Genomic DNA, 20,915 nt, shown 5'->3' with positions numbered 1-20,915 from the left:
CCGGCCCGCCGGGAACGGGCGGCCGGTGCCCGGGGCCGGCCGGCGCGCGCCGGCCGGCCCCGGGAGGCGTCACTTCGAGAACGCCTGGAACTCGGCGATCCGTACCTGGTCGCGCGCCGGGCTGGCGGTCGCGCAGTCGGTCGTCGTGGCCGGGTCGTCGTCCTGCTCACCGGCGTACGCCGGGCCGCCGGTGCACTGGCTGGCCAGCACCTCCAGCCGCAGGTGGGTGGCGAGCGTGGTCGGCACCCGGAACTCGCGCAGGTTGATGTCCCGCACGTAGGCCCGGTACGCCCCACCCGGGAACGCGTCCGCCGCGCTGGTGTGGATCCGCTGCCAGTTCGCCGGATCGGCGCAGTCGGTGGTCTTCGCGTTGCACGCCGACACCGCGAACGAGCGCAGCGCGCTGAGCGCGTTCTGGCTGCCCGGATCGGCGTCGCCGGCGATCGCCGGGCGCAGCATGGCGCTGACGTTCACCCGCTTCACCACCTGCGGCGCGTCGCCGGGCAGCGCCACGGTGACCTGCCGGCCGGCCACGCCGTCGAGCGAGGCCCAGTTGGTGGCCTCGGTGTCGTCGGCGATCCGGTCCAGGTTGACCCCGTCCCCGGTGACGGTCGCGCCGGACGCGGTGGACGCCAGGTTGCGGCTCATCCGCAGGTCGACGTAGCCCTCCTTGCCGGCCTTGGCGACCACTGTCAGCCGCTGGTGCCCGAAGCCGGGCGCGACGGCCAGCAACTGGTACGTGCCGGGCACCAGCTCGACGGTGTCCGGCAGCGCGGTGGCCGGGTCGGTGTCGGCCACCGGCACCGCCCGCGCCTCGTACGCCCCGACGTACACCCGGATCGGCGCGTCGGCGCTGTCGCCCTTCGGCCGGAGGGTGAGCAGCGCGTTGTCGGCGTTCGGGGCGGCGAAGCTCGGCGTCGGGTCGGTGTCGGAGGCGCCGTTGGTGGCGGCGTCCCGGCCCATCCCGGAGCGGGCGAACTCGGCCCAGATCAGGTCCTGGTTGGCGCCGCCGAAGCGGAGCAGGTCGGCGGTGAGCATGTTGTCCCGCATGTCGAGCATGCTCACCTGGCTGGCGGCCTGGAGCAGGAACGAGTCGAAGACCAGCTGCGACCAGCGCCGGTTGCCCGGGCACTGCTCGACCGGCACCTTGCCGCGCGCGCAGTCGAGCTGCCGCTGCGGGGTGCCGACGCCGTACCGCTTCATCAGCGCGGCCCGGACCCGGAAGTTGGTGGCGCTCCAGATCTCACCGTCCGCGTGCACGGCCGGGCCGCCGGTGTTGTAGCCGACGTCGGAGTAGTTCAGCGGGCTGCGGCTGAAGTCGTGGTTGCGGATGCCGCTGACCAGGTTGCCGGTGACGTACCCGCCGGTGATGTAGGGCGTCTCGCCGGGGGCGCGCAGCCCGTGCTGGAACAGGTACTCGGCGGCGAGCAGGTCGCTCCACGACTCACCCATCGAACCGCCCTGGTGCCCGCCGATCCCGCTGTTCGGGCCGGCGATCATGCGGTTGGTGATGGCGTGGGTGTACTCGTGCCCGATCACCGTCATGTCGTAGTCGCCGTCCACGCACGGCGGGTACGGCCCGCCGGCCTGCGGCTGCCACAGGTACATGTTGGTGGTCGGCGGCAGGCCGTCGCGCGGCGTGCCCTGGTTGGCGTTGTTCCGGTTGCCGCTCAGCGCGCCCTGCTGGGCGCGGCCCTGCTCGGCGTCCCCACCGAGGCCGTCCGGGGTCAGGTTGACCGCCTGGAGGTTCCAGGTCGCCTCGGTGAAGCCGAGGTGCCAGGCCCAGTCGTGCATCCGGTTGTGCATGGCGAAGAGGTTGGCGATGGCCGCGTCGTCGTCGTTGCGCTGCGCCGAGGTGAACACCTCGGGGTTGCACCGGGCCTGGTGCCACTGGTCGGTGAACGGGTACTCGTAGCGGCGTTCCGGGCTCTCCGTGGCCGGCACCACCGGGGTTCCGGCGCCCCAGGAGCGCACCGTGTTGGCCGAGTTGCCCCGCGAGGTGAGGGTCGGCGTGCCGGTGGCCGCGTCGACGTCCCACGGCTGGCCGGTGGCCGGGTCGCGGAACGCCGCCTGGCAGTCCGGCGCCGGGTCGCCGCACCAGCGCACCCGCGGGTCCACGCCGGGGCCGAGGTCGCGGGGCGGGGTGGCCGGGAAGACCGCCCAGCTCGGGTTGTCCGAGTCGTAGTCGACCAGGTCCTCGCGGACCAGCACCTGACCGGTGATGCCGTCGACGTAGGTGGTGTAGGCGGTCGGGTGGTCGGCGTCGGCGCCGATCAGGGTCACCTCGTACGCGTCCCGGGCCCCGTCCAGCGGGGTGGGTACGGCGACCCGGTGCACGGTGTGGCTGCGCACCCCGGCCGGTTCCAGGCCGGCGTCGGCCAGCGCGACCGCGTACGCCTGCTCCTCGGTGAGGGTGGCCGGTGCCGGCGCCGCCGCGTCGCGGGCCAGCGAGGAGCTCACCGACAGCACCGTGCCGTCGGCGACCGCGAGGGTGACCAGGCCGTCGTGCCCGGCCGGCAGGTCACCGAAGCGCTGCCGCAGGGTGACCACCGCGCCGGTGCCGATCGGGCGGACCAGCAGCCGGTCCATCGCCGCCACCTCGGCCGCGTCGAGGCCGAAGAGGTCCTGGTTGCCGGTCAGGTAGGCGCGGGCGGCCGCCTCCGGGTCGGCCGGCAGGCCGGTGGCGAGCGGGGCGCGGCCGGGGCCGAGCGCGTGCGGGGTGCCCAGCCGGTTCCACCGCACGTCCGGGTCGGCCTTGCGGGCCAGCCCGCGCTGGTTGGCGTCCGGGGCGGCGGTGCCGGCGCGGTTGTCCACGTCGGCGTGCTGGTGGCCCTCGGCGAACGGGCCGGAGCGCCGTTCCTCGGTGGCGCCGCCGGCCGGCGCGGCGGCGCCGGGGCCGGCGGGAAGCAGGGCGGCGACCACCGCGGTCGCCGCAAGAACGGGGACGAGCCGGCGTCGGCGCCGGCTCATCCAGGGTGTCCACTCCGGTTGTGCCACGGGTCCTCCTCGTGGGAGCGGGATGGCCGGCCCTCCGCCGGCCGGTGCCGCGTGGTGACGCATGCGCATCTGTGGATACCAGCCGGTCGCGGTGGGGACAAGGTCCGCGACTGTCCGTTTTCGCGGCCAGGTTCTTGACAAAAGCGCTGCTCTTGTAAAGCCGCGGCCCGGGTGTCAGGGTCGAAGACAGTCCCCCGGATCGGAGGTTGACGATGGCGACCGGTGCCCCCGCGACCGTCCCCGCCGACCGCTGGCGCGATCCGCGCCGGCCGTTCTGGCCCCTGGCGCTGCTCGTCCCGGCGCTGCCCTTCCTCGGCTACGCGACCTGGCGGGGCACCGACGCCGGCTGGGCCTGGTGGCTCACCCCGGTGATCGTCTTCGGCCTGATCCCGGTCGTCGACCTGCTGATCGGCGACGACCGGGGCAACCCGCCGGAGGCGGCCGTGCCCGCCCTGGCGGCCGACGGCTACTACCGCTGGCTGACCTACCTCTACCTGCCCGCGCAGTACGCCGCGCTGGTGCTCTGCTGCGCGGTCTGGGTGCGTGGCGGGCTCTCCCCGTTCGGCGCGGCCGGTCTGGCGCTCACCGCGGGGGTGGTCAACGGCATCGCCATCAACACCGCCCACGAGCTGGGCCACAAGCGGGAGCGGCTGGAGCGCTGGCTGTCCAAGGTGGCCCTCGCGCCGACCGGGTACGGGCACTTCCACGTCGAGCACAACCGGGGCCACCACGTGCGGGTGGCCACCCCGGAGGATCCGGCCAGCGCCCGGCTGGGGGAGAGCTTCTGGCGGTTCTGGCCGCGTACCGTCCTCGGCAGCCTGCGTTCGGCCTGGCGGCTGGAGACCGGCCGGTTCCGGCTCCGCGGCCGGTCCCCGTGGACCTGGCGCAACGAGGTGCTCAACGCCTGGGCGATGACGGTGGCGCTGTTCGGGGCGCTGGTCCTCGGGTTCGGCCCCGGTGTGCTGCCGTTCCTGCTGCTCCAGGCGGTGCTCGGGTTCTCCCTGCTGGAGGTGGTCAACTACCTGGAGCACTACGGGCTGGCCCGGTGGCGGACCGCGGCCGGCCGGTACGAGAAGGTCGACCCGCGGCACAGCTGGAACAGCGACCGGGTGGTCACCAACGTCTTCCTCTTCCAGCTCCAGCGGCACAGCGACCACCACGCCAACCCGCTGCGCCGCTACCAGACGCTGCGCAGCTTCGACAGCTCGCCGCAGCTGCCCGCCGGCTACGCGACAATGGTGGTCGCCGCGCTGGTCCCGCCGCTGTGGCGGCGGGTGATGGACCACCGGGTGATCGACCACTACGCCGGCGACATCGAGCGGGCCAACGTCCACCCGCCGGACCTGCCCCGGCTGCGCGAGCGGCACCGCCGGCGCGCCGCCACCCTGGCCGACCGCCAGGCCCACCGGCCGGTCGAGGCGCCGTGAACCGTCCGGCCCGGCGGGGCTCGGCGCCGTGCTAGTCCAGCTCGGCGGGGTCGAGGCCGAGCTCCCGGGCGGTGACCAGGCGCACCCACTCGGTGAACTGCCGGCGGGAGATCACCCGGTCGTGCACCGCCAGCTGCACCGCCAGGCCGTCCATCACCGCGCTGATCCGCCAGGCCGCGCCGGCCGGGTCGGCGCACTCGAAGGTGCCGTCGCGGACCCCGTCGGCGATCACCGTGGCGAGGTCCTCCCGCCAGCGCAGGTCGAGCCGGCGGGAGACCTTCTCCAGCTCGGGGGTACGCAGCGACTCGGCCCAGCCGTCGATCCACATGGCCCAGGAGATGGTCCGCCCGGCCGGGGTGTAGATCTTCAGGATCCGGCGGAGCTTGGTCAGGGGTGGGGCGGTGGACCGGACCACCGCGTCGAGCCGGGCCAGATCCTGCTCGGCGGCGTACGCGAACGCCTGGGCGAGCAGCCGGTCCTTGGTGGCGAAGTGGTAGAAGACCAGTGCCTGGCTCACCCCGGCGGCCTGTGCCACGTCGGCCGTCCGGGTGTTGGCCAGACCGCGTTCCGCGATCACGTCACAGGCGGTGCGCAGCAGGGCATCCAGGCGGATCTCGGCCGCACGTCTCGTCACGCCGTTACCGTAACCCATTCGCCCGAACACGGCCCGTTACCGAAACGGCCTGCCCTGCGTCGAAAGTCAAAAGTCAGACAGTTTCTGACCTGGGAAAACGTGAATCACGAATCGTTGTCGGTCTTTATCTGCCATGATCTACGCCAATCGGCCAGTCGTAGGTTGGGCATCCTCCTAGGAAGCTCTGCGGGGCGTGCGCCCCGACCCGGACGCGCCGAGTTTCCCCCCGAGTTGGCAACCCTTCGTCGGCTCGGCTAAAGTTCTCATCCGTCACCGGGGAATGCCGGGGGCACGCGGACGTAGCGCAGCTGGTAGCGCATCACCTTGCCAAGGTGAGGGTCGCGGGTTCGAATCCCGTCGTCCGCTCGGAGCTGCCGCCACGCATGACGGGGGCAACCTCGGTGGGGTGGCCGAGAGGCGAGGCAACGGCCTGCAAAGCCGTGTACGCGGGTTCAAATCCCGTCCCCACCTCGACACAGACGCGGGCGATTGGCGCAGTGGGAGCGCGCTTCCTTGACACGGAAGAGGTCACTGGTTCAAACCCAGTATCGCCCACCAGAAGTACGCAGCGGGCCCGTCACCGACAGGTGGCGGGCCCGCTGCTTTCGCGGCCTCGGTGACATCGCGTGACCCCTCGTCGGCCCGAGCGGTCGGCCCGCTTCGACGGCGCCGTCCCGCCCGCACCGTTCGGCTGGATTGCGCTGGTTTGTTCGGCAAACCGACGCTGTGCGAGGTCTGGTGGGCCTAGGGTGGAGGCCCGGGCGACCGCCCGCGACACTGTCGCGAGGCGCGCCCCGGTCCAGGGCCGTACACGACCTCGTGTGTCCAGCCGGAAGGCGACGATGTCCGAGACAGGTGCGCGGGGCCGCGTACGGGACGCCGGGCGGCCACTGCTCGGCGGGACGGGCGTTGTCGGCTTCCGCGGTTCCCCGCGGAAAGTGCGCTCCGCGCCGACCGCCCGGGCACACCTCGCCGGCCCCTGCTGAGATGGACTGGGCCGGATGGGCAGTGTTCGGGTTGGTCGCGACGGCCGCACTCACCGCGACGATGATCGCGGCGCAACTGGCCGGGCTCACTCGCCTCGACCTTCCTCTGGTGCTCGGAACCCTGGTCACCGGGGATCCCGACCGGGCCCGGGTGGTCGGCTTCTTCATCCACCTCGTCGCCGGTCAGGGCTTCGCCCTCGGGTACGCGGCCGCGTTCGCCGTGCTGCACAGCGCCACCTGGTGGATCGGTGCGCTGTTCGGTGGGCTGCATGTCGCGATCGCGCTGACCGTGCTCCTGCCGCTGCTCCCGGGCGCCCATCCGCGGATGGCCTCGCTGCGGGCCGGACCCTCCAGCACGGCCGTGCTGGAGCCGCCCGGCCTGTTCGCCCTCAACTACGGCGTCCAGACTCCCGCGGTGGCGGTCGTCGTCCACGTCATCTACGGGGTCGTCCTCGGGCTGCTCCTGCGGGCCCACTGATCCGCGTCGGCCCGCGGGTCGGTACCCGCGGCGGTGATCGTCGGCGGCCCGTGCGCGCCACCGGTGGGGGACCCGAGCGGCCGGTGAGCCGACCGTGACCGCACCCCGGCCGCCGGCCCCGATCAGCGACTACGGGCTGCTGGGCGACACCCGCACCGCCGCCCTCGTCGCCAGTGACGGCGCCATCGACTGGCTCTGCGTACCCCGCTTCGACGGAGAACCCCTCTTCGGCCGACTCGTCGGTGGCCCGCCGGCGGGAACGTTCCGGGTCGGCCCGGCCGCGGCCGCCACGGTCGTCGGGCGGCGGTACCGGCGGCACACCGCCACGCTGGAGACCACCTGGGCGGTGGACGGCTGTCGGCTCACCCTCACCGAGGCCATGGTGGCCGAGGTGTCCGGACGTCTGCTGCCGACGACCCTGCTGGTGCGGCGCCTGTCGGCCGAGGGGGGAGCGGTCGACGCCGCCGTCGAGTTCGACCCCCGCCTCGGCGCGCCGCACCGCCGGCCCCGAGCCCGCCATCGCGGCGGAATCCTGGTGTGCGAGTGGGGCGCGCTGGCCGTGTCCCTGACCGGCACACCCGAACTGGCGGTCGAACCGGGCCGGCCCACCCCGGTCACGGTCCTCCCGGGCCGCCCGCTCACCCTGGTCCTCGCCGTGGCCTACCGCGAACCGCTGATCCACGTCGAGCCGGCGGCGGCGTGGGACCTCGTCGGCGAGGACGAGGCCCGCTGGCGAGCCTGGACGGCCGGTATCCAGGAGTCGCTCCCGTTCCGGGAGCACGTCGTCCGCAGTCTGCTGACCCTGCGCTTGTTGACCTATTCCCCCTCGCAGGCCCCGGTGGCCGCACCGACGACATCCTTGCCCGAGGATCCCGGCGGGGCGCGGAACTGGGACTACCGCTATGTCTGGCCCAGGGACGCCAGTATCGGCGTCAACGCGTTCCTCGGCGTCGGCAAACTCGACCAGGCCCAGGGTTTCCTGGCGTGGCTGCTGCACGCCAGCCGGCTGGAACGGCCACGGCTGCCGGCGCTGTTCACCCTGAACGGCCGCCACGTGCCACCGGAACGGGAGCTGCCGGGATGGCCCGGCTACCACGACAGCGTGCCGGTACGGGTCGGCAACGGCGCCGCCGACCAGCACCAGCTCGACGGCTACGGCTGGGTGGTCGACGCCGCCTGGGTGTTCGTCCAGGCCGGCCACCGCCTCTACTCCGAGACGTGGCGGGCGGTGCGCGGCTTCGCCGACGTTGTCGCCCGCCGCTGGCGGGAGCCCGACGCCGGCGTCTGGGAGGTCCGCGAGCCCGGCCAGCACGTGCATTCCAAGCTCATGGGCTGGCTCGCCCTCGACCGGGCGCTGCGCATCGCCGACACGCACCGGCTGTCCGCGCGGCAACGCCGGCGCTGGCAGAGCGCCCGAGATGCCATCGCCGCCGAGGTCCGCGCCCGCGGCTTCGACCCGGCGCAGGCCAGCTACGTCCGCAGCTACGGCTCCGCCGACCTGGACGCCGCCCTGCTCGTCCTGCCCCTGCTGGGCATGGACAGTACCGAGTCCGCCCGGGTGCACGGCACCATCGACGCCATCCGCGAGCGGCTGTCCGCCGGCGGCCCGCTGCTCTACCGATACCCGCCCGGGCGCGACGGCCTGCCCGGCACCGAAGGGGCGTTCCTGCCCTGCTCGTTCTGGCTCGTCCAGGCCCTCGCCAGCACCGGACGACGCGTCGAGGCGATCGAGCTGTTCCAGGCGTTGCTCGACCACGCCAGCCCGCTCGGCCTGTACGCCGAGGAGATGGATCCCGCGACCGGAGCCCACCTCGGCAACTATCCGCAGACGCTGACCCACGCCGCGCTCGTCCAGGCCGCCCTCGCCATCCGCGACAGCCCTCAGGTCGATCGGTAGCCCACGGACGGGGCCGGGCCGTGCCGCCGGCTCGTCGGGTGACAGCTCGTCACGGTCCATCCGGATCCGGGTCGGATGGCGCGGTCTGCGCGGGCTCGTCGAGGCGCAGGATCGTTTCTTCGATTTCCGTCTTCCGCGCGTTGGCGTACGAGGTCTCCGTGCCGGTGATGGCGAAGCCTGCTTTCCGCAGCACCTTCAGTGATCCCGCGTTGTCACTGGCGGCGCGGGCGAACAGGGGCCGGACGGGAACCGACTCGATCAGCAGGGCGAGCGCTCGGCTGGCGATGCCCTGCCCCCAGTAGGCCCGGTCGATCCAGTAGGTGACCTCGGTGACTCCGTCGATGACGAAGGCGGCGATGCTGCCGACCAGCCGTCCATCGGCGGTGACGGCGTGATTGACGGCCGTGGATGACGCCCTGACCTTCGCCATGTGGGCGTCGAACGCGGTGCGGTCGTCGGGATCCTCGGCGGTGAAGGCGGCCATCCGGACCGACTCGGGATCCCGCATCTGTTCGAACAACGCGTCGACATCGGAGTCGTCGATCGGCCGCAACGCCACGTCAACCACAAGTGCCCCCTAGGCTGGTCCAGCAACCGGTCAGCGCGGGCGAACGTACCAGCGGCGTCGGACATCGGTGAGGAGTCGCCGGCCGGCTGCTGGTCAGGGCGTGACTGGTGCGGTGGGCGTGCTGTCGGCGGGCTGGAACAGTTCGATGAGATTGCCGGCGGGGTCGGCGAGCAGGATCTGGCGTCCGCCCGGGCCGGTGACCACCTCGCTGCGGAAGGTCAGTCCGCCGCCGCGCAGGCGGTCGACCTCGGCATCCAGGTCGTCGACGACGAGGTGGACACGGTTGCGCCCGGCGGTGGCGGCGTCGGCGGGGGTGGCGCGGGCGCCGGAACTGGTCGGTCCGGACAGCAGCAGCCGTAGCGGGCCGCGCACCACGTCGGCGAACGCGGGGGCGGCACTGGTGTGGACGGTGAACCCGAGATGGGTCGTGTAGAAGTCGACGGCGGCCTGGACGTCGTCGACGAGGTAACGCACGCTCGCGTACTGGCTGGGTGCCGTCATGGCGCGGTCTCCTTCGCGGGTCGGGTGGCGGCGAGCAGGGGCAACAGGTGGCTGATGCGGGTGTCGATGTCCGTCGCGGCGCGCTGGAAGGCGGAGTAGTCGGGTTCGCCGGTGTCGCCGGTGGTGGTGGGATCAGCGAGGCTCCAGTGCATCCGCCGAGGCTCGCCCGCGAAGTCGGGGCAGACCTCGCGGGCCCTGTCGCACAAGGTGATCACGTAGTCGTACCGGCGGCCGGTCACCGTGTCGAGGTGGCGGGGCTGCTGTCCGGTGACGTCGATGCCGAAGCTGTCGCGCAACGCCCGTACGGCGTAGGGGTGAAGACGTGGCTTGGGCCGGGTGCCGGCACTGAGCACCCTGACCTGGCGGCCGGCGCGATGGCCCAGCAGGGCCTCGGCGATGGGCGACCGCGCGCTGTTGCCGGTGCACACGAACAGCACGTCGAGACGCGGTGAGCGCCGCGGGTCCACGGGAGGGGGCGCTGTTTCCCGGTGCAGTGCGGGGTGCAGGGCCGCTCCGATGTCGGCCAGTGCCCGCGCGCACCGGTCCAGGTCGAGGTGGTAGTAGCTGTCACGGCCGTCGAAGCTGCTGCGCGAGGCGGTGACCAGCCCGCTGTCACGCAGCAGTCGAAGGTGGTAGGAAACCAGATTCTGTGGCTCGTCCACCAGGCTCACGAGTTCCCGGACGCGGTGGTCGCCCGCCGCGAGCGCGGTCAACAGCCGCCAGCGCAGAGGATGGGCGGCCAGATACAGGAACGCCGGGGCGTCGGGGCTCGATGGCGCCATGGACCGACTTTACATCAAATACGTTTGATGGGTTGCCGGACCGCGTCGGACAGCGCTGACGGGTTGCCGCCGGCGTGGGCGTCAGCGGGCTGAGGCCGGCCGCTTTCCTCTGTCCAGGCCACCTCCGGGCCTGCGCGCGGCGCGGGGGTCTCGACCCGATGGGCGGCGGCATCGGGCCGCTCGCCGCCGGTCTCGGCAACTATCCGCAGACGCTGACCCACGCCGCGCTCGGCCAGGCCGCCCTCGCGATCCGGGACAGCCCCGCGACCTGATCTGCAACTCCCCGTGCGGGACCCGCTGGTCCGCAACCGGCCGACGCAAGCGGACCGGACGGGCTGCCTCGCAACCGGGCTTGACCTTGACGCAGCGTCAACCCCGCATGCTGGCGCCATGTCCACAGATCCCCAGATGACAGCCGAGCGGGTCCGGGGTCCGGTGATCCAGGTGCGCGGCTTGGCGAAGGCGTACAAGGAGCTGCACGTGCTGCGTGGCGTGGACGTCGAGGTGGCGCGGGGCAGCATCTTCGCCCTGCTCGGCTCCAACGGGGCGGGCAAGACCACTGTCGTGCGGATCCTGTCCACGCTGCTCAAGCCGGACGCGGGAACGGCCACGGTCAACGGCTTCGACGTCGTCACGCAGGCGGCGAGGGTGCGGGAGTCGATCAGCCTGACCGGGCAGTTCGCCGCCGTCGACGAGATCCTCAGCGGCCGGGAGAACCTGGTGCTGGTCGCCCGGTTGCGGCATCTGCGGGATCCGGGTGGGATCGCGGACGAGCTGCTGGCCCGCTTCGCACTGACCGACGCGGCCACCCGGAGGGTGTCGACCTACTCGGGCGGCATGCGCCGCCGCCTCGACATCGCGATGAGCCTCATCGGAGACCCACCGGTGATCTTCCTCGACGAGCCGACGACGGGGCTCGATCCACAGGCGCGCCTGGAGGTGTGGCAGGCCGTCCGGGAACTGGCCCGGCAGGGCACCACGGTGCTGCTCACCACCCAGTACCTCGACGAGGCCGAACAGCTCGCCGACCGGATAGCGATCCTGCACCAGGGGCGGATCATCGCCAGCGGCACCCTCCCCGAGCTCAAGCGGCTGCTCCCACCCGCCAAGGTCGAGTACGTCGAGAAGCAGCCCACGCTCGAGGACGTCTTCCTCGCCATCGTCGGTGACGACCGCACCGACAGCACGGCGGGCGCCGCCAGCCCCGCCGGCACGAAGAACCGAGGCCCTCGATGACCAAGCACTTCGTCAGCGACACGTTGGTGCTGCTGGGGCGGTCCCTGCGCCACATCAGCCGCAGCCCGGACACCATCATCACGACCGCGATCATGCCGATCGCCTTCATGCTGCTGTTCGTCTACGTGTTCGGCGGCGCGATCCGGACCGGCTCGGACCGGTACGTGAACTACCTGCTGCCCGGCATCCTGCTCATCACTGTCGCCTCGGGCATCTCCTACACCGCGTTCCGCCTCTTCCTGGACATGAAGGGCGGCATCTTCGAGCGGTTCCAGTCCATGCCGGTCGCACGCTCGTCCGTGCTGTGGGCGCACGTGCTGACCTCGCTGGTCGCCAACCTGATCTCGCTCGTGCTGGTGGTGCTGGTCGCCCTCGGCATGGGCTTCCGCTCGGGCGCCGGCGTCGCGCAATGGTTGGCGGTCGCCGGCATCATGATGCTGTTCACGCTGGCCCTGACGTGGCTGGCCGTCATCCCGGGCCTGACCGCGAAGTCGGTGGACGGCGCGAGCGCGTTCTCCTACCCGCTCATCTTCCTTCCGTTCGTCAGCTCGGCCTTCGTACCCACGGAGAGCATGCCCGGCCCGGTGCGGGCCTTCGCCGAGAACCAGCCGGTGACGTCCATCGCCAACACGATCCGCGACCTGTTCGCGCAGCAGCAGGTCGGTGGCGACATCTGGATCGCGCTCGCCTGGTGTGTCGGCCTCCTCGTCGTCGCCTACGGCGCCGCCATGGCCGTCTACCACCGCCGGACCGGTTGACGACGGGTCTCCTTGGGGCAGGCTGAGGCCATGCTGACGATCGGACGGCTGGCGTCCTACGCCGGGGTGACCATCCGGGCGGTGCGGCACTACCACCAGATCGGACTGCTCCCGGAGCCGGAGCGCGACGCCTCCGGCTACCGGACGTACGACGCGGACGCGGTCGTGCGACTCGTCCGGATCCGGACCCTGGCCGAGGCCGGCGTCCCGCTGGCCCGGGTCCGCGAGTTGCTCGACGCCGACCCGGCGGCGTTCGCCGCCGCGATCAGCGAGATCGACCGGCAGCTGCGGGCGCGGATCCGCACGCTGCGGGAGCATCGGCGGCGGATCGCGCTGCTGGGCTGCGGCGATTCCCTGGCGGTGCCGGCGGAGGTGGTCGACTACCTGGACCGCCTGCGGGCCATCGGAGCGCCGGAAGCCGTCATCGAGGCGGAGCGCGGCGCGTGGATCCTGGTGGCGGCGCGCTGGCCGGAAGCGATCCCGGCGTTCATGGCCGACAAGGTGGCCCAGCTGGCCGACCCGAAGGTCGTCCGGCTCTATCGGCTCGTCAGCCGGCTCGCCGAGAACAGCGCGGACGACGCACTGCTGCGCGAGACGGCGGACGCGATGATCGACCTGTTCGAGCAGGCGGCGGCCCGTGGAGAGCTGGACTGGCAGGACGAGGCCATGCCCGACGCGGCGTTCGTTCGCCTGCTGGACTCGTTCGTCGACGGTGTCCACCCCGCCGTCGGGCGGCTGCGGGAGCTGATCGCCGAGCGGGGCTGGATCGGGTGGAACCGGGTCGAGCGGCGCGCGCCCTGAGGCGTCACGTCGCGCGCGCGAGCGGATCGGGCCCGGGTGGACGTCGGCGTGCCTCGAATTGTTCCTGGGCGTCGAGGATCGCATCGGCGTGCCGGACGGCCCAGGCGCCCATCATCCGCATCGGCTCCAGCAGGGCGGCGCCCGCCTCGGTCAGCGCGTAGTCCACCCGGGGTGGCGCTTCCCGGTACGGCCGGCGTTCCACCAGGCCGTTGTACTCCAGCCGGCGCAGCGCGTCGTTGAGGACCTTCTGACTGATCCCGCCGATGCGGGTGCGCAGCACAGCCGGGCGCATCGGACCGTACGCGGCGATCGTGAAGACCACGACGCTGTCCCAGCGGTTGGCGAGCACCTCGAACGCCACCCGGGCGCGGCAGTCGGAGGTGTAGTCGTCGAGCTGCTCAGCGGCACCACCCATGCGTCCATCCTGCCCGCTCTGTCGCACACCGTTCGGTGTGCATCGGCCTGCCTATCGTCCTGCCCGGCGGTCAACACCGAGGCACCGCGGAGCAGGGAACGGAGTACGACACGTGAAGATCGGCATTCTCGGGACGGGCGGTATGGCGGCGGCGCTCGGCGGCGCGTGGACGGCGACCGGGCACGAGGTGGTGATCGGCGGCCGGAGTCCAGAGCGTGCGGAGCGGACCGCCCGGGAGATCGGTGCCGCCGGGCACGGCAGCCTGGCGGACGCCGCGGCGCACGGCGACGCCGTCCTCGTGGCGGTCCCGGCGGCAGCGGCGCCGCCACTGGTGGGCCGCCTCGCCAGCGGCCTCGCCGGACGGACGGTGATCGACTGCACCAACGCCCTCGTACCGACCGGCGACGGGCTCATGCTCGATACCGGCGGCGCCACGTCCGTGGCGCGGCAACTGGCGGCCGCCGCGCCCGACGCGCGGGTGGTCAAGGCGTTCAACCTCTGCCATGTGAGCATCTGGTCACTGCGTCCGCCGACCTTCGAGGACGTACCGCTGGCCGTGCCCTACTGCGCCGACCACCCGGCGGCGGCCGCGGCGACGGAGACCCTGATCAGCTCGATCGGCTGCACGCCGGCGCCGTGTGGCGGGCTGGCGCGGGCGGCGTACCTCGAGGCGACCGCGGCGCTGGCGATCGGGCTGTGGTGGTCGGGCGGCGAGCCGCGCGCGGTGTTCCCGACCCCGGGGGAGGTGTCGCGTCCCTGAGCCTGCCGCGGCCGGTCCGGGGCCTTCCGGGCCGCTGCGCCCGGCACCCGGAGCGGTGGGCGGCGCCGACCCTCCCCGCCGGTCGGGTCAGCCGGCGGCGGCGAGCAGCGCCTCGGCGACCTCGGTACGGACGGTGAGCAGGGTTCGGCCCTGCCGGTGGGTGGTCACCAGCCCGGCCGCGCGCAGCGCGGTGAGGTGCTGGGACACCCCGGCCGGGGACATCCCGGTCCGCCGGGCCAGTTCGGTGCCGGCGGTCGGCGCGGCCAGCTCGGTCAGCAGCCGGGCCCGCCCCGGCCCGAGCACCGCGGCCAGCGCCCCGGGGGTGCCCGCCGGGCTCTCCCAGAGCGTGCCGACCCCGCGGGCCGGGTAGCTGAGCTGCGGGGCGTCCCCGGCGGCGACGCTGAGCACCGACGGCCACACGAAGACCGAGGGGACCAGCACCAGGGCGCCACCGGCGGGCACGTCGGGGGCGGCGCAGTGTCGCTGGGCGATGCGCAGCGTGCCGTCCTCCCAGCGGACCCAGTCGTGCAGGTCGTTCAGGAGTGTGGCGACGCCGTCCTCGGCCAGCCGGCGGGCCCGGGCGAACACCTCGGCGTCGAGCAGCACCCGGATCCGCGGCCAGTCGGCGGCCACCGCGATCCGCCAGTACGTCTCGATCTCCCCGGCCAGCCGGCGCAGGCCCGCCTCCGGGTCGGCGTGCAGGGCGGCCACCGCGGGCGGCCGGTCGCCGGGGGCGAGGTCGAGCTGCGCGCGTACGGTCGCGGCGGGGGTGGCCCGCAGCACCGCCAGCTCGGCCGCCAGGTCGGGGTTGAGCCCGGCCGGGGGCGGGGTGAGGAAGTCGGGGAAGTAGCCGGGCGCGGCCGGGATCAGCTGCCAGAGCAACCCGTCCGGGCCGAGCAGCCCGGCCTCCGCCAGGCGCGGCCGGACCCGGCGCACCCAGGGCAGGTGGACGGCGTGGCGGCCGGGCTCGCGGAGCACCCGCACGCCGGCGGCCACCTCCCAGAGGCAGGAGACGGCGAAGCGGATCCGGGCGACGCCGGCCGCCGACAGCCCGATCGAGACCACGGCACCCCCGGTGGATTCAGCTGGGACTGAAACGATACTGCCGGCGGCCGGACCGGCCCAGACTGACCGGGTGAGTGATCAACACAGTCGAGCAGAGCTCTTCCGTTCCCTGCACACCGCCGCGTCGCCGCTGGTCCTGGTCAACGCCTGGGACGTGGCCAGCGCCCGGATCGTGGCGGCCGCCGGCGCCCGCGCGGTGGCCACCACCAGCGCCGGTGTGGCCTGGAGCCTCGGCGCTCCGGACGGCGACGCCCTCGGCCGCGAGGCGGCCGTCGACCTGGTGCGCCGGATCGCCGCCGCGGTGCCGGTGCCGGTCTCCGCGGACATCGAGTCCGGTTACGGGGCGAATCCGGCGGAGGTCGGCGAGACCGCGCGGGCGGTGATCGCCGCCGGCGCGGTCGGGGTGAACATCGAGGACGGCCGGTACGACGGCGGGTCGGCGCTGCGCGACGTGGCCGACCAGTGCGCCCGGATCGCCGCGGTGCGGGCGGCCGCCGACGCCGCCGGCGTGCCGATCTTCGTCAACGCCCGCACGGACACCTTCCTGCGGGGCGTGGACGGGGTGACGGGGACCGTGGCGCGGGCCCGGGCGTACCTGGCCGCCGGCGCGGACGGGGTGTTCGTGCCGGGCGTGGTCGATCCGGACACCGTCCGGGCCCTGGTCACCGCGCTGCCCGCACCGGTCAACGTGCTGGCCGGGCCGGGTGCCCCGGCGGTGCCCGAGCTGGCCCGGCTGGGGGTCGCCCGGGTCAGCCTGGGCTCGGCGGTGGCCGAGGCGGCGTACGCGGTGGCCCGGCGGGCCGCCGAGGAGGCGTTCGGCACGGGGACGTACCAGGCGCTCGCCGGCGGGTTCGACTACGGCGCGCTGAACACCCTGATGCGCTGACCCGGCACACGACGACGTGCCGGCCACCCGGTGTGGGGGGTGGTCGGCACGTCGCCGCCGCGACCGTCCAGCTCCATCGGCCGCGCGGGCCGGTCAGAGCGGCGGGGCGATGTCCCGGCGCTCCTCGACCCGGCGGTACTCCACGGGCTCGACGGGCTCGGTGGTGCTGACCACCTGGCGGCGCCGGCCCCAGATGAGGGTGGTCATGATGAGCCCGAGCACGCCGGCCGCCATCAGGATCCAGCCGACCACGTCGAGGTTGATGCCGCCGACGCTCGCGTCCAGCGCGAAGGTGAGGATCGCGCCGACCGCGATCAGGAAGATGCTGGTGCCGATACCCACGACAGCCTCCTTGTCAGGGGATGTGGTGTGCTGTCGAAGGTCTTCAGTACCCCGCGGCTGACCAGCGCAACCATGCCGGTCCCGGGCCGGGCGGCGGGGGCGGGTGGGGCGACCGACCGGGGGATCTTGTCATCGGGTAGAGTTGGCCCGTCGCCGGGGAACGCCGGCGGCACGCGGACGTAGCGCAGCTGGTAGCGCATCACCTTGCCAAGGTGAGGGTCGCGGGTTCGAATCCCGTCGTCCGCTCGCGAGCCACCCCGCGGCTGTGCCGGGTGGTCACCAGGGGCGATTGGCGCAGTGGGAGCGCGCTTCCTTGACACGGAAGAGGTCACTGGTTCAAACCCAGTATCGCCCACCATCATGCCGCCGGTCGCGGCCGGCTCACCGGCGGTCCGCGCCGGTCGCGGCGTAGACGGCGAGCTGCACCCGGTTGGCGCTGCCGGTCTTGGTCATCAGGTTCGCCACGTGGGTCTTCACGGTGGTGACGCCGAGGTGCAGCCGGGCGGCGATCTCGGGGTTGGACAACCCCTGCCCGACCAGGGCGAGCACGTCGCGCTCGCGATCGGTGACGCCCGCCGGCGCCGCGACCGGGGCCCGGTTCGCCTGGGTGTGCACCGCCTGCTCCACCAGGCGGCGCAGCACCGGCTGGCTGAACGGGCTGTCGCCGGCGGCCGCCCGCCGCACCCCGTCCAGCAGCTCGGCCGGGCTGGTGTCCTTGACCAGGAAACCGCAGGCGCCCGCGGCCAACGCCGGGTAGAGGTGGTCGTCGTCGTCGAAGGTGGTCAGCACCACCACCCGGGTGGCCGGCCGGTGGGCCAGGATCCGGGCGGTGGCCGTGGTGCCGTCGACGCCGGGCATCCGCAGGTCCATCAGCACCACGTCCGGGCGGAGCTGCTCGGCGAGCCGGACGGCGGCGGCCCCGTCGGCCGCCTCGCCCACCACCTCCATGTCCGGCACCGAGCCGCACAGCATCCGCAGGCCGGCGCGGACCAGTTGCTGGTCGTCGACGAGCAGCACCCGGATCACGCGGCGACCCCCGTGGGCACCCGCGCGGCCAGCCGCCAGCCGGTGCCCGCCGGGCCGGCGTCGAGCCGGCCGCCGAGGACCTCGACCCGCTCCCGCAGGCCGACCAGCCCGTGCCCGGCCGGCCCGCCGGGGGCCGACCCGGCCGGGCCGCCGCAGTCGCGCAGCTCGAACTCCACCCGGTCGTCGTCGACCTGGATCGACAGTCGGGCCCGGGCCGCCGGGCCGGCGTGCTTGGCCACGTTGGCCAGTCCTTCCTGGGTCAGCCGCAGCACGGCCAGCGCGGTGCGGGAATCCAGCCGGACCACGTCCGGGTCGATGTCCGCCTGCACCTCCAGGCCGATCCGGTGGCTGCGGTCCACCGCGGTACGCAGGGCCACCGGCAGGCCCTCCGGGTCGACGAAGGTGACCTCCCGGGCCGAGCCGGGATCGCGCAGCACGGCCACCAGCCGGCGCAGGTCGGTCAGCGCCCCGGAGCCGGTGGCGTGCACGTCGTCGAGGACCTGCCGGACCCGCGGGTCGTCCAGCGGCAGCACGTTGCGGGCCACCGCGACCCGGAGCACGATCGAGGCCACGTGGTGGGCCACCAGGTCGTGCAGTTCCCGGGCGATGGCGGTGCGTTCCTCGGCGCGTACCCGGGCCACCTCCTGCCGGGCGCGGTCGGCGGCCTGCCGGTTCAGCTCGCCGAGGGCCCGGACGTGCAGGCCGAGCAGCAACGGCGCCACCACCGCGGCGGCCGCGGCGTAGAGGACGGTGAGCGCCACGTCGATCAGCTCGTCGTAGTCGGAGAGCATGCTGCCGGTGACGCCGACCACCAGGCCGGTCCACACCTGCCAGCCGGAGCGGCGCGCGCCCAGCTCGAACATCGCCCAGGCCAGCGCGACCGAGGGGACGGCGTCGTTGTCCGCGCCGAACAGGTAGCCGACCGCGAACGCCGTGGACACTCCACAGACGACGGTGAACGGGGACCAGATCCCGACGAAGCCGAAGAGCAGGACGCCGACCGCGAGCCCCCGGTCGAGCGGGCTCAGGGTGCTGCCGTCCGGGGTCAGGACGAGGTAGCCGACCCCGGTCAGGCTCACCAGGGTGAGCCGGATCGCGGTGTACCGCTCCTCGAACAGCCGCTCCACCCAGAGCATGCCGGCATCCTATGCGGCGGTGCGGGCGGGCAGTAGCGCCGCGGAACGGACGGGCACCAGCCAGGACGCCGCCGCGGCCACGACCGTGGCCAGCACCAGGGCGGCGACCGCGGCGAGGGTGGCGGCGTCCGGCGCGGTGAGCGGCTGGCCGCGCAGCGCCTGCCAGGTCACCAGCACCAGTAGCCCGGTCCAGGCGCCGGCGAAGACGACGACCAGGCGGGTCCGCCGGGCGGCGTCGCGGACCAGCCCGGACAGCAGCATCGCGAAGAGCAGCACCGCCTGCAGGCCGTGGATGCCGACGAAGTGGCCGATCCGCAGGTCGCCGCCGGTGGTGCTCCAGCCGGTCAGCGGCATGCCCGGCCCGCCGTCGGGCACCCCGACCGCGTGCGCGCCCATGGCGGTGCCCAACCCCTGTTCGTCGAGGGCCAGTTGGGCGTCGGTCGGCACCACCATGGTGAGCCCCTGCAACAGGCCGACCAGCAGCACCACCATGCCGAGCCGGACCGCCCAGGTGCCGGCCCGGTCCGGCATGCCGTCGCGCCAGAGCAGGACGGTCAGCACCGCGGTGCCCAGCCAGAGCACGCTGATCAGGCCGCCCATGGCCTGCCACAACGTCTGGTCGAGCGGGTTGGCCTCGTTGAAGTGGCTGGCCCGGCCGCGGGCGGCCTGGGCGACGATGATGCCGACCTCGAGGATGGCGGTGACCACGACGGCGTACGAGGTCCAGCGGGCGATCCGCCGGCCGCGCCGCAGGTGCGCCATCAGCCAGGCCAGGGTCAGCCCGTAGAGCACGAAGGAGGCGGCGAACTTCGCGGGCTTCAACCAGATCGGCTGCCCGCCGAGCGTACGGTCGTCGACGACCAGGCCGACGGCGCTGACCAGCAGCAGGCCGCCCATCAGGGCGGCGAGGAGGGTGAGGGCGGGGCTGCCCCGCCAGGCGGTGCGCAGTGAGGTGGTCATGCCCCGACGATCGTCGCGGCGGATGGCCGGCACCTCCTGCCGCACGGCCGGATCGGGCTCCTGCCACCGGCCGCGCCTCCTCCGACGGCAGGAGGCCGGTGGCAGGAGGCCGGGCCCGTTCTGCCCTCGGCAGATCCGCTCACCGTGAACCGCGGGCCGGGGCGCCCCCGCGAGGCGGCACAGTGGAGCCCATGAGACTGCTGGTGCTGGGTGGTACTGGATTCGTGGGCGGGGCGACCGTGGCCGAGGGGGTCCGCCGGGGCTGGTCGGTGACGGTGTTCAACCGGGGCGTCTCCGGGAGCACCCCGGAGGGCGTACGCCGGCTGCGGGGTGACCGGACCGCGCCCGGCGGGCTGGCCGCGCTGGCCGACGGCGAATGGGACGTGGTGGTGGACACCTGGGACGGCGCGCCGCGGGCGGTGGGGGAGGCGGCGCGGGCGCTGCACGGCCGGGTCGGGCACTACGTCTACGTCTCCAGCGGCTCGGTCTACGCCGACCCGGTGCAACCCGGCTCCGCCGAGGACGCGCCGGTGGTGGCCGCCGACCCGGACGCCACCGACGGCGACTACCCGCAGCTCAAGGCGGGTGCCGAGCGGGCCGTTCGGCAGGTGTACGGCGAGACCGCGCTGATCGCCCGGGCCGGGCTGATCCTCGGGCCGGGCGAGGACATCGGCCGGCTGCCCTGGTGGCTGACACGGATCGCCCGGGGCGGGGAGGTGCTCGCGCCCGGCCCGGCCGACCTGCCCCTGCAGTACGTCGACGCGCGGGACCTGGCCGGCTGGCTGCTCGACCGGGGTGCCGACCGGTTCGGCGGGACGTTCAACGTGGTCAGCCGCACCGGCCACGCCACCATGGGCGAGCTGCTCGACGCCTGCGTGGCGGCCACCGGGGCGGATGCCCGGCTGCGCTGGGTCGACCCGGAACCGATCCTGGCCGCGGGCGTGGTGCCCTGGAACGACCTGCCGATCTGGCTCCCGCCCGGGCACGAGTACCGCTGGTTGCAGGAGCGCGACGTCAGCCGGGCGTACGCGGCGGGGCTGACCTGCCGCCCGGTGACCGAGACGGTCGCCGACACCTGGCGTTGGTTGGGCCAGGTCGGCACGGTGCCGCCGCGGGCGGGGCGGCCGCGGCGGGCGAACGTGGGGCTCGACCCGGCCCGGGAGGCGGCGCTGCTGGCCGGCCCGGCCCCGGCCTGACCGCCGGCCGCCCCCGCCGCCCCGCCGGGTCGGGGCAGCCTCCGGGGGCCGGGTCAGCCCTCTC

At 73.9% G+C, this 20,915-nt stretch carries 20 protein-coding genes and 5 tRNA genes; 14 read left to right on the top strand and 11 right to left on the bottom strand.

Annotated features, from left to right (window positions below):
- Positions 1 to 69: 69 nt before the first annotated feature.
- Positions 70 to 2,997, bottom strand: a complete 2,928-nt coding sequence (locus SM577_RS29750) for a M36 family metallopeptidase (protein ID WP_474588536.1) — start codon at positions 2,995 to 2,997, stop codon at positions 70 to 72.
- Positions 2,998 to 3,209: 212 nt separating this feature from the next.
- Between SM577_RS29750 and SM577_RS29745 the strand changes: the two genes are divergently transcribed.
- Positions 3,210 to 4,424 carry an alkane 1-monooxygenase gene (locus SM577_RS29745; RefSeq protein ID WP_474588535.1) on the top strand — a complete coding sequence of 405 codons (1,215 nt, stop codon included), beginning with the start codon at positions 3,210 to 3,212 and terminating at the stop codon, positions 4,422 to 4,424.
- A gap of 31 nt (positions 4,425 to 4,455) precedes the next feature.
- Here the strand turns inward: SM577_RS29745 and SM577_RS29740 are convergent, their stop codons facing one another.
- Positions 4,456 to 5,058 (bottom strand): TetR/AcrR family transcriptional regulator, encoded by a 603-nt coding sequence (locus SM577_RS29740; protein ID WP_302917483.1) that lies wholly within the window; start codon positions 5,056 to 5,058, stop codon positions 4,456 to 4,458.
- Between the two features lie 293 nt (positions 5,059 to 5,351).
- Here SM577_RS29740 and SM577_RS29735 point away from each other — a divergent pair.
- From SM577_RS29735 to SM577_RS29715, 5 genes are all read left to right on the top strand, one after another.
- Positions 5,352 to 5,424, top strand: a tRNA-Gly gene (locus tag SM577_RS29735).
- 34 nt (positions 5,425 to 5,458) lie between these two features.
- A tRNA-Cys gene (locus SM577_RS29730) sits at positions 5,459 to 5,529 on the top strand.
- 12 nt (positions 5,530 to 5,541) lie between these two features.
- Positions 5,542 to 5,616, top strand: a tRNA-Val gene (locus SM577_RS29725).
- Between the two features lie 450 nt (positions 5,617 to 6,066).
- Positions 6,067 to 6,522 (top strand): hypothetical protein, encoded by a 456-nt coding sequence (locus SM577_RS29720; RefSeq protein ID WP_302917482.1) that lies wholly within the window; start codon positions 6,067 to 6,069, stop codon positions 6,520 to 6,522.
- 94 nt (positions 6,523 to 6,616) lie between these two features.
- Positions 6,617 to 8,419, top strand: coding sequence for a glycoside hydrolase family 15 protein (locus SM577_RS29715; RefSeq protein ID WP_474588534.1), 1,803 nt, complete (start codon positions 6,617 to 6,619; stop codon positions 8,417 to 8,419).
- 49 nt (positions 8,420 to 8,468) lie between these two features.
- Here SM577_RS29715 and SM577_RS29710 read toward each other — a convergent pair whose 3' ends face one another.
- The 3 genes from SM577_RS29710 to SM577_RS29700 all read right to left on the bottom strand — a co-directional run bounded on the left by SM577_RS29710 (position 8,469) and on the right by SM577_RS29700 (position 10,270).
- Positions 8,469 to 8,987, bottom strand: a complete 519-nt coding sequence (locus SM577_RS29710) for a GNAT family N-acetyltransferase (protein ID WP_474588533.1) — start codon at positions 8,985 to 8,987, stop codon at positions 8,469 to 8,471.
- Between the two features lie 93 nt (positions 8,988 to 9,080).
- On the bottom strand, positions 9,081 to 9,488 hold the full coding sequence (locus SM577_RS29705) for a VOC family protein (protein ID WP_302917479.1): 408 nt from the start codon (positions 9,486 to 9,488) through the stop codon (positions 9,081 to 9,083).
- Positions 9,485 to 10,270, bottom strand: coding sequence for an arsenate reductase/protein-tyrosine-phosphatase family protein (locus SM577_RS29700; protein ID WP_302917478.1), 786 nt, complete (start codon positions 10,268 to 10,270; stop codon positions 9,485 to 9,487). The genes SM577_RS29705 and SM577_RS29700 overlap by 4 nt, the downstream gene beginning before the upstream one ends.
- 390 nt (positions 10,271 to 10,660) lie before the next feature.
- On the opposite strand from SM577_RS29700, the gene SM577_RS29695 reads away from it, so the two are divergent.
- The 3 genes from SM577_RS29695 to SM577_RS29685 are packed head-to-tail and all read left to right on the top strand — an operon-like array spanning position 10,661 to position 13,065.
- Positions 10,661 to 11,506: an ABC transporter ATP-binding protein gene (locus SM577_RS29695; protein ID WP_474588532.1), complete on the top strand. Its 846-nt coding sequence runs from the start codon at positions 10,661 to 10,663 to the stop codon at positions 11,504 to 11,506.
- Positions 11,503 to 12,264: an ABC transporter permease gene (locus SM577_RS29690; RefSeq protein WP_302917476.1), complete on the top strand. Its 762-nt coding sequence runs from the start codon at positions 11,503 to 11,505 to the stop codon at positions 12,262 to 12,264. Before SM577_RS29695 ends, SM577_RS29690 begins: the two co-directional genes overlap by 4 nt.
- A gap of 30 nt (positions 12,265 to 12,294) precedes the next feature.
- On the top strand, positions 12,295 to 13,065 hold the full coding sequence (locus SM577_RS29685) for a MerR family transcriptional regulator (RefSeq protein WP_474588531.1): 771 nt from the start codon (positions 12,295 to 12,297) through the stop codon (positions 13,063 to 13,065).
- A gap of 4 nt (positions 13,066 to 13,069) precedes the next feature.
- Here SM577_RS29685 and SM577_RS29680 read toward each other — a convergent pair whose 3' ends face one another.
- A complete protein-coding gene (locus tag SM577_RS29680; protein WP_474588530.1) occupies positions 13,070 to 13,480 on the bottom strand; it encodes a winged helix-turn-helix transcriptional regulator in 411 nt (136 codons plus the stop codon).
- A 112-nt stretch (positions 13,481 to 13,592) separates the two neighbouring features.
- Here SM577_RS29680 and SM577_RS29675 point away from each other — a divergent pair, with 112 nt between their 5' ends.
- Positions 13,593 to 14,240: an NADPH-dependent F420 reductase gene (locus tag SM577_RS29675; RefSeq protein ID WP_474588529.1), complete on the top strand. Its 648-nt coding sequence runs from the start codon at positions 13,593 to 13,595 to the stop codon at positions 14,238 to 14,240.
- An 87-nt stretch (positions 14,241 to 14,327) separates the two neighbouring features.
- On the opposite strand, the gene SM577_RS29670 is transcribed toward SM577_RS29675, so the two are convergent.
- A complete protein-coding gene (locus SM577_RS29670) occupies positions 14,328 to 15,305 on the bottom strand; it encodes an ArsR/SmtB family transcription factor (protein ID WP_474588528.1) in 978 nt (325 codons plus the stop codon).
- A gap of 70 nt (positions 15,306 to 15,375) precedes the next feature.
- Here SM577_RS29670 and SM577_RS29665 point away from each other — a divergent pair, with 70 nt between their 5' ends.
- On the top strand, positions 15,376 to 16,191 hold the full coding sequence (locus SM577_RS29665) for an isocitrate lyase/PEP mutase family protein (RefSeq protein ID WP_474588527.1): 816 nt from the start codon (positions 15,376 to 15,378) through the stop codon (positions 16,189 to 16,191).
- Positions 16,192 to 16,284: 93 nt separating this feature from the next.
- Here the strand turns inward: SM577_RS29665 and SM577_RS29660 are convergent, their stop codons facing one another.
- Positions 16,285 to 16,533, bottom strand: coding sequence for a DUF6458 family protein (locus SM577_RS29660; RefSeq protein ID WP_302917470.1), 249 nt, complete (start codon positions 16,531 to 16,533; stop codon positions 16,285 to 16,287).
- Between the two features lie 173 nt (positions 16,534 to 16,706).
- Here SM577_RS29660 and SM577_RS29655 point away from each other — a divergent pair.
- Positions 16,707 to 16,779, top strand: a tRNA-Gly gene (locus tag SM577_RS29655).
- A gap of 37 nt (positions 16,780 to 16,816) precedes the next feature.
- Positions 16,817 to 16,891 (top strand) — tRNA-Val (locus SM577_RS29650).
- A 23-nt stretch (positions 16,892 to 16,914) separates the two neighbouring features.
- On the opposite strand, the gene SM577_RS29645 is transcribed toward SM577_RS29650, so the two are convergent.
- The 3 genes from SM577_RS29645 to SM577_RS29635 are packed head-to-tail and all read right to left on the bottom strand — an operon-like array spanning position 16,915 to position 19,655.
- Complete coding sequence (locus SM577_RS29645) at positions 16,915 to 17,559, bottom strand: response regulator (protein WP_474588526.1); 645 nt, start codon at positions 17,557 to 17,559, stop codon at positions 16,915 to 16,917.
- Positions 17,556 to 18,695 (bottom strand): sensor histidine kinase, encoded by a 1,140-nt coding sequence (locus SM577_RS29640; RefSeq protein ID WP_302917468.1) that lies wholly within the window; start codon positions 18,693 to 18,695, stop codon positions 17,556 to 17,558. Before SM577_RS29640 ends, SM577_RS29645 begins: the two co-directional genes overlap by 4 nt.
- Positions 18,696 to 18,704: 9 nt before the next feature.
- On the bottom strand, positions 18,705 to 19,655 hold the full coding sequence (locus tag SM577_RS29635) for a hypothetical protein (protein WP_474588525.1): 951 nt from the start codon (positions 19,653 to 19,655) through the stop codon (positions 18,705 to 18,707).
- Between the two features lie 191 nt (positions 19,656 to 19,846).
- Between SM577_RS29635 and SM577_RS29630 the strand changes: the two genes are divergently transcribed.
- A complete protein-coding gene (locus SM577_RS29630) occupies positions 19,847 to 20,851 on the top strand; it encodes an NAD-dependent epimerase/dehydratase family protein (protein WP_474581630.1) in 1,005 nt (334 codons plus the stop codon).
- The last annotated feature ends 64 nt before the right edge of the window (positions 20,852 to 20,915 follow it).

The sequence above is a fragment of the Micromonospora desertarenae genome, assembly GCF_056150265.1.
This window is presented reverse-complemented; position numbering and strand designations above follow the sequence as displayed.

Excerpts from the sequence above, each read along its gene's own strand:
- SM577_RS29630 (WP_474581630.1), top strand. The coding sequence starts at position 19,847 with ATGAGACTGCTGGTGCTGGGTGGTACTGGATTCGTGGGCGGGGCGACC.
- SM577_RS29640 (WP_302917468.1), bottom strand. The coding sequence starts at position 18,695 with ATGCTCTGGGTGGAGCGGCTGTTCGAGGAGCGGTACACCGCGATCCGG.
- SM577_RS29745 (WP_474588535.1), top strand. The coding sequence starts at position 3,210 with ATGGCGACCGGTGCCCCCGCGACCGTCCCCGCCGACCGCTGGCGCGAT.
- SM577_RS29705 (WP_302917479.1), bottom strand. The coding sequence starts at position 9,488 with ATGACGGCACCCAGCCAGTACGCGAGCGTGCGTTACCTCGTCGACGAC.
- SM577_RS29685 (WP_474588531.1), top strand. The coding sequence starts at position 12,295 with ATGCTGACGATCGGACGGCTGGCGTCCTACGCCGGGGTGACCATCCGG.
- SM577_RS29695 (WP_474588532.1), top strand. The coding sequence starts at position 10,661 with ATGTCCACAGATCCCCAGATGACAGCCGAGCGGGTCCGGGGTCCGGTG.
- SM577_RS29680 (WP_474588530.1), bottom strand. The coding sequence starts at position 13,480 with ATGGGTGGTGCCGCTGAGCAGCTCGACGACTACACCTCCGACTGCCGC.
- SM577_RS29700 (WP_302917478.1), bottom strand. The coding sequence starts at position 10,270 with ATGGCGCCATCGAGCCCCGACGCCCCGGCGTTCCTGTATCTGGCCGCC.
- SM577_RS29690 (WP_302917476.1), top strand. The coding sequence starts at position 11,503 with ATGACCAAGCACTTCGTCAGCGACACGTTGGTGCTGCTGGGGCGGTCC.
- SM577_RS29635 (WP_474588525.1), bottom strand. The coding sequence starts at position 19,655 with ATGACCACCTCACTGCGCACCGCCTGGCGGGGCAGCCCCGCCCTCACC.